General features: G+C 41.0%; 10 protein-coding genes and 1 tRNA gene. All 11 read left to right on the top strand.

All coding sequences use genetic code 11. From position 1 onward, the window contains the following. Nucleotides 1–34 precede the first annotated feature (34 nt). The 11 genes from rlmB (at nt 35) to AB5642_RS12090 (ending at nt 12,618) form a co-directional block, all read left to right on the top strand. A complete protein-coding gene (gene rlmB, locus AB5642_RS12140; protein ID WP_148462761.1) occupies nt 35–766 on the top strand; it encodes a 23S rRNA (guanosine(2251)-2'-O)-methyltransferase RlmB in 732 nt (243 codons plus the stop codon). A 14-nt stretch (nt 767–780) separates the two neighbouring features. After that, a complete protein-coding gene (gene sigH, locus AB5642_RS12135; protein ID WP_118579097.1) occupies nt 781–1,362 on the top strand; it encodes an RNA polymerase sporulation sigma factor SigH in 582 nt (193 codons plus the stop codon). A 480-nt stretch (nt 1,363–1,842) separates the two neighbouring features. After that, nucleotides 1,843–2,331 carry a hypothetical protein gene (locus AB5642_RS12130; RefSeq protein ID WP_173716452.1) on the top strand — a complete coding sequence of 163 codons (489 nt, stop codon included), beginning with the start codon at nt 1,843–1,845 and terminating at the stop codon, nt 2,329–2,331. A 10-nt stretch (nt 2,332–2,341) separates the two neighbouring features. Continuing rightward, nucleotides 2,342–3,028 (top strand): hypothetical protein, encoded by a 687-nt coding sequence (locus AB5642_RS12125; protein ID WP_173716453.1) that lies wholly within the window; start codon nt 2,342–2,344, stop codon nt 3,026–3,028. 21 nt (nt 3,029–3,049) lie between these two features. After that, nucleotides 3,050–3,826, top strand: a complete 777-nt coding sequence (locus AB5642_RS12120; RefSeq protein WP_148462759.1) for a TasA family protein — start codon at nt 3,050–3,052, stop codon at nt 3,824–3,826. A gap of 19 nt (nt 3,827–3,845) precedes the next feature. Further along, the gene (locus AB5642_RS12115) at nt 3,846–5,234 is read left to right on the top strand and encodes a hypothetical protein (RefSeq protein WP_173716454.1); all 1,389 of its coding nucleotides are present in this window, start codon (nt 3,846–3,848) and stop codon (nt 5,232–5,234) included. Then, nucleotides 5,231–5,725 (top strand): signal peptidase I, encoded by a 495-nt coding sequence (locus tag AB5642_RS12110; protein WP_173716455.1) that lies wholly within the window; start codon nt 5,231–5,233, stop codon nt 5,723–5,725. Before AB5642_RS12115 ends, AB5642_RS12110 begins: the two co-directional genes overlap by 4 nt. 1 nt (nt 5,726) lies before the next feature. Then, nucleotides 5,727–6,362, top strand: a complete 636-nt coding sequence (locus tag AB5642_RS12105; protein ID WP_148462756.1) for a hypothetical protein — start codon at nt 5,727–5,729, stop codon at nt 6,360–6,362. Beyond that, nucleotides 6,359–10,456 carry a SpaA isopeptide-forming pilin-related protein gene (locus AB5642_RS12100; RefSeq protein WP_368371645.1) on the top strand — a complete coding sequence of 1,366 codons (4,098 nt, stop codon included), beginning with the start codon at nt 6,359–6,361 and terminating at the stop codon, nt 10,454–10,456. Before AB5642_RS12105 ends, AB5642_RS12100 begins: the two co-directional genes overlap by 4 nt. A gap of 166 nt (nt 10,457–10,622) precedes the next feature. Next, nucleotides 10,623–10,695: transfer RNA gene (locus tag AB5642_RS12095), tRNA-Thr, on the top strand. A gap of 255 nt (nt 10,696–10,950) precedes the next feature. After that, on the top strand, nt 10,951–12,618 hold the full coding sequence (locus AB5642_RS12090; protein ID WP_118579073.1) for a glutamine--tRNA ligase/YqeY domain fusion protein: 1,668 nt from the start codon (nt 10,951–10,953) through the stop codon (nt 12,616–12,618). Nucleotides 12,619–12,703: the final 85 nt, after the last annotated feature.

Raw genomic sequence — 12,703 nt, 5'->3', positions numbered from 1 at the left:
TTTTACAAAGGCAATAAGAGACAGGAGGCTGCAAATGAGCGAGCAGATTGAAGGAAGAAATGCGGTATTAGAGGCATTTCGCTCAGGAAAATGCGTGGACAAGCTTTTTGTTCTGGACAGATGCCAGGATGGACCAGTACGCACCATTATCCGTGAGGCAAGAAAAAAAGATACGATCATTAATTTTGTACAGAAAGAGCGTCTGGATCAGTTAAGCGAGACAGGCGCCCATCAGGGCGTGATCGCGCAGGTGGCTGCATATGAATATTCCACAGTTGAGGATATTTTAAATAAAGCAAAGGAAAAAGGAGAAGCACCTTTCATTTTTCTTCTTGATGATATCGAAGATCCCCATAATCTGGGAGCTATTATCCGTACTGCCAACCTTGCAGGCGCACATGGTGTTATCATTCCGAAAAGACATGCGGCAGGGCTTACATCAACAGTTGCAAAAACTTCTGCAGGGGCTTTGAACTACACACCAGTTGCCAAGGTATCTAATCTTGGACAGACCATCGAAGAGCTGAAAAAAGAGGGTATGTGGTTCGTATGCGCAGATATGGGCGGAGATCTGATGTACAATCTGAATCTTACCGGTCCTATGGGTGTGGTAATCGGAAATGAGGGAGAGGGCGTGAGCCGTCTTGTAAAGGAAAAATGTGACTTTGTGGCAGCTATTCCTATGAAGGGAGATATTGATTCTCTGAATGCGTCTGTTGCAGCAGGAATCCTTGCCTATGAGGTGGTTCGCCAGAGAATGAAATAAAATCCGGAGGAAATATGGGAAAGTTCGATGGTGTAAGTGATGAAGAACTGATTGCCCGTCTGCGGGCTGGAGAGACAGCCATAGAAGATTATCTGATGGAGAAATATAAGGGGCTGGTGCGTCAGAAAGCCCGGGCCATGTTCCTCATCGGAGGAGATACAGATGACCTGATTCAGGAAGGAATGATCGGTTTGTTTAAAGCAGTCCGGGATTTTCAGACAGATAAGGAGGCATCTTTTGCAACTTTTGCCAGAGTGTGTATTGACAGGCAGATATACAGTGCCATTCAGAATTCTAACCGCCAGAAGCACCAGCCTCTGAATTCCTATGTATCGTTGAATCAGGAGGATGAAAGCAGTCCAATCTGGGAACTGAGCGTGGAGAATCCGGAATCTATCATTATTGATCAGGAGACTACAGAGGATCTTCGGAAAAGAATTTCAGATTATTTAAGTCCTATGGAAAATAAAGTGCTGGATTTGTATCTGAAGGGAAAAGGATATGTGGAAATTGGAGGAATCCTGAATAAATCTCCAAAATCTGTTGATAATGCTCTGCAGAGAATCCGCTCCAAAATCCGCGAGGTAATAAGCTAGAGCCTTTTCTAGTCCAGGAGCTGGTACAGGAAATAGAAAAATTCTATTTCCTGTATTGACTTTTTCAAAAAACATGTTATCATATCAATTAATCAATGCGTCACAGAAGACGCGTCAATTTAATCTTTAATTCAAATTTGTTAATTCAGTTATTAAAATCCATTTAATTAATTATTGTATCTTAGAAATTGTTAAAATATTAATAATTATAGTTTCTATTTATTTCACTGATCTCAGATGTATTTATAAATCAAATCTTTTATTCTTTTTACTATTTAATTTTCGAAAAAATCCCTAATGACAGATATGACCGTTCTGGTTCTTTGTAAAGGAGGTGGTACCCATGTGCTGATTTTATGGTTACTGGTCTTTTTGAGCAGTAGCTGTTTTGCAGCGGGTCTGCAAAATAACAGAAATTCCAGGAGGAAAGGAGTAAGCAGGAACGGTTCCTGCCGTGATTGATCCATGAGAAAGAAATGGATGCTGTTTGTACTAGCGTTCTGCCTTTTGGCGGGAGCAGCAGGTTCTATGGTGTATGCCTATTTAATTGACCGCCAGGAAACTGTTAACAGGATAAAGATAGTGGAGAATAAGACACACATTGAAGAAGAGTTTGATCCTCCGGCCGATCCTGGACCAGGATCGGTCATAAAGAAAAAGCCATGTATTGTAAATGATTCTGTGATTCCGGTATATGTCCGGGTCAGGGTAGTATTCAGCAATCTGGATGCACAGGCGCAGTGTGAGCCTATTAAGATAAAAGACAGTTGGAAAACAGGAGAAGACGGATACTATTATTATCAGAAACAGCTTCAGCCAGGACAGCGAACAGATACGGTTTTTGATAATATTGTTATAAAAAACATAGTAAAAAAAGAAGATTTAGTTCCATTTGATATTCTTGTGTATGAAGAGTCGGTTCAGAGCGAAGGATTTTCTTCTCCGGAAGAAGCCTTTGCAAGACTGTAAGGAGGTGCACATGAAAAAAATGAAAAAGGCAGCACTGATCTTTGGAACCGGGTTATGTCTGGCTGTGGGAACTGGCGGCACACTTGCTTATCTTGGTGACACAGGACAAGTTGCAAACAGGCTGACATTTGCCGGGGAAAAAGGCCTGGATGCAGTTCTTACAGAGCCGTCATGGAATCCACAGAAAGGATTACTTACTGTTCCAGGTTCTTCTGTTGCAAAAGATCCTCAGATAACCAATACATCAGAACTGAATATGAATGAGCTTGCAGCATTGAAATGTGAGTTCGTTTACAGTCAGAATTGCCCGGATAAGAGCAAAAGAGGAAAAGTCTTAAGCGCTCAGGATATGGAAAAAGTAGTCCAAGTTTATACCATTGATTATAACAGTGATGATGCCGCTAAAGGAGAATGGGTGCGATTTGCTGAGCAGAAAAAGACAGACCCTGTACAGTATTTTTACTACTCGAAAGTTTTGAAAAGGAACCTGAATGGTACAGGAGAAACAACTGTTCCTCTATTTACAAAGGTCTGGGTGGATAAAAAGGTAAATAACCGCAGGCAGACCTGGATTCAGGAAATGGGCGGGGTGGAAATTAAGATTTCCGGACAGATTCTTCAGCAGATGACAGGAGAAGAATATTTTGGTCTTAACAATCCAAAAAGTGCGTATGAAGCAGGATTGTTTCATTTTTAATGAGAGAAAGGAAGAGAAAATATGAAAATGAGCAGAGGAAAAAGAAATGTATTATTTGCGGGAGTACTTTCATGTGCCATGTTATTTGGAATTGGAAACACAATGGCTTATTTCACGGAAAATTCTGTGCAGACCAATGTTTTTACCACAGGGGACCTTGATATTGGTCTGAAAGAACCGGACTGGGATCCAAATGAAAACGATGGAAAGAATATGTATCCGGGATACACGGTATACAAAAATCCAACTGTAAAGAACATCACCTCCGACAAAAACGGGGACGAGCCCTGTTATGTGAGAATGAGTGTGGACATTCTGAATAGTCAGGGGACACCGATCACAGACGATCAGGCGTTGAATCTGATTTATAAAACCATTTATTTTGATAAGACTTTTACCGGTGGATATGACAAAAAAGAAGGTAAGGCTACCGGACTGATTCAGGATAGGATTCCTGGCTACAACCTTGCACAGCTGGCAGCCTATCCAATGGTAAATCCATTGTGGACAAAGGACACGGCACGCTCCACTGCTTCAAAACTTGTTTTCAATTATATGGGAGCAAAAGGGGATGGAATTTTAAATATTGGAGAGGAGTCTACCCTGTTTACCAATATTGCGATTCCTACAGACTGGAACCAGACACAGATGCAGAAAGTTGGAAATTATCAGCTGAAAGTAACAGCACAGGCAATTCAGAGCAAAGGATTTGCAACCCAGTCAGAAGCTTACCGTATGTTGGATGAAGAAATTAAAGGAGGAACCTTGCAGGAAATAAACCGCGGCAGTGAGAACTGATCAGAAAGGAAGAGATACCATGAAGAAGCATAAGTGCACAAGTATCTGCATAACTGTGGTGGCAGTACTGCTGCTTGCATGCGGTACTGCGCTGGCTGCCTGGAATGTATCTGAATATGCAGTAAATCTGCTGTCCATGTCCTCTTACAAAAATTCCATACAGGAAAATTATGTAAGGCCAGATCATGTAGATCCGGGACAGAAAGTGGTGAAAGAGGTAAATATAAAAAATGAAGGAACTGTGGATTCCTTTGTCCGGATAAAAATTGGAAGAGTGTTTGGGAGTATCAGTGAAACCGGTCAGTTTCTGGAAAATCGGGAACTGGATCCTGAGATGATCGAAATTCATTACAACACCGATCTCTGGAAGCTGTGTGAGGACGGCTACTGGTACTATAAGGATGTATTGCCGGCAGGAAAAACCACGAAAAAGCCTCTGATGGACAGCTACTATCTCTCTGAAAAAGCAGACAACCGTTATAAGAACAAAGAGGCAAGAATTATTGTAAATCTGGAGAGTATACAGGCAGAGAGCGGCGAAATGAAAGCAATATGGGGAAAAAATGAGAAGGATCTTGGAATTACCTATCAGCCATGTACTTGCGAAGTTGTTACCAGTGTGATTTTTGACAAAAATCATAAGCTGATCATTGGCGGCGAGAAAACAGATCTGTTTGCAAATTTTAAGAACCTGCAGCCTGGATGTACAAGAAGCCAGACAATAAGGCTTGCTAATAACTCGGATTTAAACATTAAGATGAGCCTTCGGGCGGAAGCTGCCAAACAGAACAAGTACAGCAAAAAGAATCTGGAGCTGATACGGAAGCTTCTTACCAGTTATGCAAAGATTGAAATTCTGGAGAACAATAAAGTTCTTTATCATGGAACTGTAGATGGAAATCTGACGAAAAAAGGCTGGAGCATGAAAAAAGACATTTCCCTTGGTGAGTTTAAACCAGGAGCAGGAAAAAATCTGATTGTAAAATTGTCTTTAAGTGAAGAGATGGATAATGAATATCAGGAACTGTTGGGAAAAGTGAAATGGGTATTTTCTGCGAGTCAGGCCTCTTCGGATTCATCTTCCGGTCAAAATGGAAATGGTGACCGGGGGCACAATGACGATGAGAACAATGGAGATGACGGAAATAACGGAAATAACGGCGGAAGTGGAAATAAAAGCGGAAATGGAAAGTATGGCGAAAACGGAAACAGTGGTGGAAGTGGATACAACAGTGGAGGGGAAAGCTTAAATGGAGCAGCAGGAGAAAAAGTGTATGCAACTGCGTCTGCAAGCCCTAAAACCGGAGATAACACAAATCTGCTGGCAAGATGGTTTGCGTTATTTGCAGCTGCGGTGGTTCTTGCAGTAACTGCAAGAAAACTGTACAGAAAGGAAAAAGACAGATGAGATTAAAAATCTGGGGAAAAGGTCTGTTGAAAATCATATGGGTGATTTTTGTCATTTTGTTAGTCGGACTTTCGTTTCCCCAGATATATGGCATGAAATGTTACAGCGTAATGTCTGGAAGCATGAGCCCTGATTTGCCAGTTGGAAGTGCCATATATGTGAAGGAAAAGGAGCCGGAAAAAGTAGAAAAAGGGGAGATCATTACATTTACCACAGAACAAGGGAGAACAATGATTACACACCGGGTAGCTGAAAACAATAAGGAAAAGCATTTTTTTGTAACAAAAGGGGATTCCAATCAATATCAGGATACAAAACCGGTAAAGTGGGAAAATCTGCATGGCACGGTTGTATTTTGCATCCCTTTTGCCGGATATGTGCTGAACTTTACAGGAAGCAGAACGGGTAAAATTGCGGCAGTCTTTTTCCTGTTTGCAATTTATCTGGCAACAGAAATTTTTGAAGGGCAGACAAAAAGGAGAGTGAGATAAGTTGAGGAAAAAAAGAAGCTTTTTGGCAGTTATGGGGCTGCTTGTCGGAACTATGTCTTTTGCCGGGGGAACAGCTGCGTATTTAAGCAAATCCGCCGGCGAAGTAAAGAATGTTTTTACGGCAGGATCTGTAAAGGCGCAGCTTACAGAAGCCCACTGGGATACGCAAAAAGCGTCAAAGGTTTATCCAGGTCAGATCCTGGAAAAAGATCCGGTTGTAAAAAATATAGGGGAAAACAGTGCAAATGTTTTTCTGGAGGTAAATGTTCCTATGAGAAGTATAGCTGTTCTGGATGGCAGTACAGGCAGAAAAACAATAAGAGAAAACAGAGAATTGTTTACATTTCAGGCAGACGAGACGAAGTGGACTCTTCTTTATCAGGAGAAAACCTCAGGAAACAAAAAATATATTTACGGCTATAAAAGTGTTTTGAACCCAGGAGAATCCACTACACCGCTATTTCGAAAACTTGCTGCTGTTTCCTATTTAGAGGGGGAATTGGATGCAAGTGTAAGCTATGATGTACCTGTGATTGCCAGCGTTATTCAGGAACAGGATGGAAGCAAAACCATGAAAGAAATCTATCAGGAATATTTGAAACAGGCTGATATTGACCAGAAGGAGGCGAGGGGATGAGAAAAAGAAATCTGAAAAAAACTATATTGGCCGCGGCTCTGGCTGTGCCTGTAGCGTTCTCCTATCCTGGCTGGGCAGTAAGGGCACAGGAAGATGAGAAGGTGTCAACTGAAACGGAAGCGCAGGAAGTAATGCAAGACAATACAGCGCCTGAAGAAGCTGAATGTGAAGAAAATCCTGCTCATGATGAAATGGATGGGGCAGAAACAGATAGTACAGAAACAGACAGTACAGAAGCCGACAGGAATGTTTCAGAAGAGGAGAAATTTTTTCAGAGTGGACTGATTGCAAATGAGGATGGAGAATTTTTGTCTTCTTTGGAGGAAATAGAAACTTCAGGAGAGGATTCCATGTTTTTTCAAGATGGTCTGGAAGTGCTTGAAGATGGCAGCACAGATGACTTGATTGATGCATATGTTGCTCCGGAAAATTATGCACAGGAAGGAACTCCTGTAAGAGAAGGAAAGGGCGGTTTTACCGCTGTTGCAAATGGAAGTACGCTTTTCAGCAGCAAATATACAAGACTTGGCTGGAATGCGGATACCCAGGTTTATTCATGGAACAATGCAGGAAATGACGTTATTTCAGGAATGAAGCAGGGAGCAATGGTAGAGGGACCGTATTTTGTTCCACTTAATAACAATGCAAAAGGAAAATTTGGTTTTCGTGTTACACATGTAGGATACAATAAAGAAGCAAATACGAAGGTAGACCTTCTTCTTACCTGTAATAATTATCAGGATTATACCTACGATTACAAGGGAAATAAAATAACGGGAATTTATCCTATGTTTGGTGTCAGCAATTCAAATGAATTGTGGATCAGCTTTAAGGATGAGCTCTCTACACAGGAAATCAAAATTGATATTGTAAAAAGCGGTACAGATATTCCGGTTGCAGGCAACTATCGTTTTCGATGGCTGGATATTGATTTGTACCAGAGATTTGGAATCAATCTTCAGAATGGTTCTATAGGACACCGGTATGCGACAACTGATTCTGTAGTAAATGTAGTGAAGAAAACTTTATTTTCCAAAAACTTTGAAGTTCTTACCGCACCGGCATCTGCCGTTGACGGAGAGATTCCGCAAAATACAGTTGTCTATGAGCTGGACAATTCATCCGGCTTCTATCTGGCAATTCTGCGGCCTGGTTGCGGAGCTTATTCTATTGAAACAGCAAGCAGGATCAAAAGTGTATTTGCTGATGTACAGACTGGAACCTGTAAAACGTCTGCCGGACTTAACTGGGATGCGAAAGGCTATGGTCCGGTAGAGTATCCTGGCCTTGTAAAAAAGACTGGAAATACACTGGCTTCCCAGGGAACGTCAAACACCTTGTCTGACAGTACCTCGGAATTTTATTATACCTTGCAGACAGATATCCCGGAAGAGCATTCAGCGTATTATTACAGCTCTTGCGAAGTCAGTGATACCCTGCCGGCAGGAGTCGATTTCGCTGGTTACGCAGCTGTAAAGATGCTGCCTTCAGAGAATGATGTAACCTCATGGTTTAGTATTTCTACAGATGGGGATGTGATAAATTTTCAGGCTACACAGGCAGCATTGTCACAGGCGGACTTTTATGGAAAAACATATGAGTTTCAGATAAAAGTGAGAATGGATCCTACTGAAATAACACCGGTTTACAGTGGTGACAGTTACCGTTATGAGGTAAAAAATAAGGCTTCGATTACCTGTCAGCATATAAATGGGCTCGCAGGAACTTCCTGGTCAGATGAAGTGACTACAGATTGTACAAGATATAAAAACAAAGTAGTGAATGCCTCTGTAAAGAAGTATACTGCCAATTTGCAGGATGGGGTATGGAGAGAAGACCTTCTTCTTCCAGGTCCGGACAGTGAGTATAAATATAAACTGAATATAAATGTGCCGGATAATGAATTTGGCGGGTATATGACCAGAATGGAAATTGCAGATACATTGCCGGCGGGAGCAGAATTGACAGCTGCAACAGCGGAGGTTTATGAAAACGGGCAGAACAGAGTGGATGGACGGTTCCAGATATCTGTAAATGGAAAGAACATTACCTTAAAGGCAACAGAAGCTGCTCTTGGTGACAGAGGATTTTATGGGAAATCCTATGATGTGATTTTTAACGCCAGAATGGTACCAGGAGAGATTTCCTGTACTTATAACGGAACTGTAGCTTCTTATGTGACCAGCAATCATTTTACTGTTACGACACAGCATAAAGGAGACTCGCAGGCTGTAACAATTACCTCGAACAATGTTGCAGATAGGGCAAGCGTAAACAGAACCGAACCAAAGAATCCTCAAAAATGGATTCTAAGGGAAAATCAGAGAATAGTTACTGCAGAGTATAATGGCAGAGATTTTGAAAGTGTGTTTGAAATTGTTCAGGAAATTCCTTCCAATAAAAGAGAATGGAAAATTTCCAAATTTAAAATCCAGGATACTTTGGCAGACTGTTTTGAACTGAAAGGGGTTCAGATATATCTTGATCAGACAGTAGAAGCTTCATTTGGCGCTTCTGACAGTGTACGCGGAGATTGGAGTCTGAATGTTGCTGGAAATTCGATTACCTTGTTTTCAGTGGCAGAATTGCCAGGGCGCTGTTATGGAAAATCCGTGCGTCTTTTACTTACTGTTGGATTGAAGAGTAACAGTGACTTACAGCAGTACTATGTAGCAAATCAAGATCCGGATGTACTGGAAGCCCATATATACAATATTGCTACAAGTACTTTTAACTGGATTGGAGGAGAACCTTCTTCCACATCAAAAAATACAGAAAAGACCAGGGTGATTGTAAAGGAAAAAGTTCCAAAAGGTCATATTACTATAAGAAAAGTGGATGAGACAGGAAAGGCACTGCAGAATGGAAAATTTCAGATCACAGCTTTGGAGGACATCCGTTCTGCTTCTGGAAATATTTTGCTGAGAGCTGGGACTGTAGCAGATACTATAGTAACGGATAGAAATGGAACAGCCATTTCAAAAGATATTTATCTTGGAAAATATAAGGTAAGTGAGGTAAGACCACCGGAGGGATATGCAATCAGCCGGCAGGTATTTGAGGCGAATTTAAGCAAAACAGAGCCTGAAAAAGCGATCCTTGTCAGAAATCAGAAAATGCATCTGTACATCAAAAAAGTAACAGAAACGGAAGAAGCAGGAGGAAATCGTCCTCCTATTGAAGGCGTAAAATTCCGTTTATGGGAAAGCAGTGCAAATGCAGATTCGGCGGGAACAACATACACAACAAACAAAAACGGATTAATAAAATTGGAAGGGCTGTCACCTGCCACATATTGTATACAGGAGACAGCAGTACCTGCCGGATATGTTTTGGATAACACAGTTCATAAATTTACTGTGGATGTAAATGGATTGGTAAAGAATGAGCAAGGTTATACAATGGTAATTGAAAACCGTTATATAAAAGCGGAATTTTTAAAGACGGATAAGGTGACAGGTGAAGCTGTTGCAGGAGCTGTTATGCAGTTGACGGATAAAAGCGGAAAAGTGATCGACACCTGGACGTCCGGGAAAACTGCTCATAGGATTAATAAACTGCCAGCCGGAGAATATGTACTTACAGAAATAACAGCTCCTTCCGGTTACAAAAAAGGAAAACCGGTGATTTGTACGGTAAAAAGTACATCTGGAGTTCAGAAGTTCCAGATGACAGATGTGAAGATGGTGACTCTTACAATAAACAAAATTCTTCATGGAGATGAAATTGTCTGGGGACAGGGAAATCCGGCCTTTACATTCACGGTGAAAGGAACAGATCTGGATGGAGAAGAACGTATTTACTCTAAAACTGTGGAATTTACAAAAGAAAACACAGACACCCGGGCAGATGTAAGCAAAAGGGCTGTATTCGCACTTCCGGCAGGGAAATACCAGGTTCAAGAGAGTAAAGTTATGCGGTATAAACTGGAGAAAATTGACCAGGTAGTAAATGGAACTGTACAGGGAAATACTGTTCAGTTTGATCTGTCTGGAAATCAGAATGGGACCGCTTCCTTTACAAACAAGAAAAGCGGAGATGGCTTACTGACAGATACAGATTATGTGCGGAATATTGTTATTCCTGAAAAATGAAAAATGCAGTATAGCAGTACCTGCCAGGTTGCAGCGGCAGGTGCTGCAGCAAAGAATTTTAATTATTTTATATTTTTTGAAAAAATTTGAAAATAGGTGTTGACAATAAGATAACCTTCTGGTAATATAATCAACTGTGAGCGGCAGAAATGCCGGACATGAGAGTGCTGATGTGGCTCAGTCGGTAGAGCGTCGCCTTGGTAAGGCGGAGGTCACGGGTTCGATTCCCGTCATCAGCTCTTTTTAATCCCTGATTATATATCAGGGATTTTTTTGTGGCATAAATTAATATATTCTCATAGATAGGGATAAAAATCAATATTTTTGTAAGAAAAACTTTTAAAATGCACCTATTTATGATAAGATAAATCATCAAAGAACAGAATATGTTTGAGAAATTATTCCCGATACACATATTGAAGAAAATTTTTTAACATGCTCTGACAGATATTGGAATTTATGCTATAAAAGAGTTGATATCAGGAGGGAGAACCATGGAGAACGAAAAGGTTTCCAAAAATTTTATTGAGAATATCATTGATAAAGACCTGGCAGAAGGAGTTTATGACACCGTTCATACACGTTTTCCGCCAGAGCCAAACGGTTATCTTCATATAGGACATGCCAAATCCATTCTTTTAAATGCTGGACTGGCGAAAGAGTACAATGGTAAATTCAACATGCGCTTTGATGATACCAATCCGACTAAGGAGAAATCTGAGTTTGTTGAGTCCATTAAAGCCGATATCAAATGGCTGGGAGCTGACTGGGAGGACAGACTGTTCTTCGCTTCCGATTATTTCGGACAGATGTATGAAGCTGCAGTAAAATTGATTAAAAAGGGTAAGGCATATGTCTGCGATTTAACTGCGGACCAGATCAGAGAATATCGTGGAACTTTAAAGGAGCCTGGCAAAGAGAGTCCGTATCGCAACAGAACTGTAGAAGAGAATCTTCAGCTTTTTGAAGAGATGAAAGAAGGCAAATATGCTGATGGTGAGAAAGTTCTGAGAGCAAAGATTGACATGGCTTCTCCAAACATGAACATGCGAGATCCGGTTATCTATCGTGTAGCTCATGTAAGCCATCACAGAACAGGAGATACCTGGTGTATTTACCCGATGTATGATTTTGCTCATCCTATTGAGGATGCAATTGAGGGAATTACACATTCCATTTGTACTCTGGAATTTGAAGATCACAGACCATTATATGACTGGGTTGTAAGAGAACTGGAATATCCACATCCTCCGAAGCAGATTGAGTTTGCAAAGCTGTATCTGACGAATGTAGTAACAGGTAAGCGTTATATTAAGAAGCTGGTAGAGAATGGAATTGTTGACGGATGGGATGATCCAAGACTGGTATCTATTTCCGGTTTACGTCGCCGTGGTTACACACCTGAATCTATTCAGAAGTTTGTGGAACTTTGTGGTGTATCCAAAGCTGACAGTTCAGTAGACTATGCAATGCTCGAGTACTGTATCCGTGAGGATCTGAAATTAAAGGCTCCTCGCTATATGGCAGTCCTTGATCCGATCAAACTGATCATTGACAATTATCCGGAAGGACAGGTGGAATATCTGGATGCTCCGAACAATATGGAAAATGAAGCCCTTGGTAGCAGAAAGGTTCCATTTGGAAAGGAACTTTATATTGAAAGAGAAGACTTTATGATCGATCCTCCAAAGAAATACAAACGACTTTTCCTTGGTACGGAAGTTCGTCTTATGAATGCATATTTTGTTACATGCACAGGTTTCGAGGCATTGGATGATGGAACAGTTACTGCTGTACATTGTACTTATGATCCGGAAACAAAGGGCGGAAATGCACCTGACGGACGTAAAGTAAAAGGAACCATTCACTGGGTTGAAGCGTCAAATGCAGGTAAGGTTCCGGTACGTCTTTATGAGAATATCGTAGATGAGGAAAAGGGTGTTTATGATAAAGAGACAGGAGAACTGAATCTGAACCCGAATTCTCTTATAGAGATGTCTGCTTATGTTGAACCAGAGCTTCTGAAAGCCAAAGGACTGGATAGTTACCAGTTTGTAAGAAATGGCTTTTATTGTGCAGACATTCATGATTCTAAAGAAGGGGCACCGGTATTTAACCGTATTGTTTCTCTTAAGAGTTCATTTAAACTTCCAAAAGCGTAAAAGAAACCCCCACGGAAAATTATATTCAAATTGCCGTGGGGGGTTTTACAATAGAAAATTCTGTTGGAACTTCTTCTTGCAAAGT

This window comes from Ruminococcus sp. 1001136sp1_2201st1_G3_2201SCRN_220225 (assembly GCF_040924365.1).
Classification (GTDB): domain Bacteria; phylum Bacillota; class Clostridia; order Lachnospirales; family Lachnospiraceae; genus Blautia_A; species Blautia_A faecis.
This window is presented reverse-complemented; position numbering and strand designations above follow the sequence as displayed.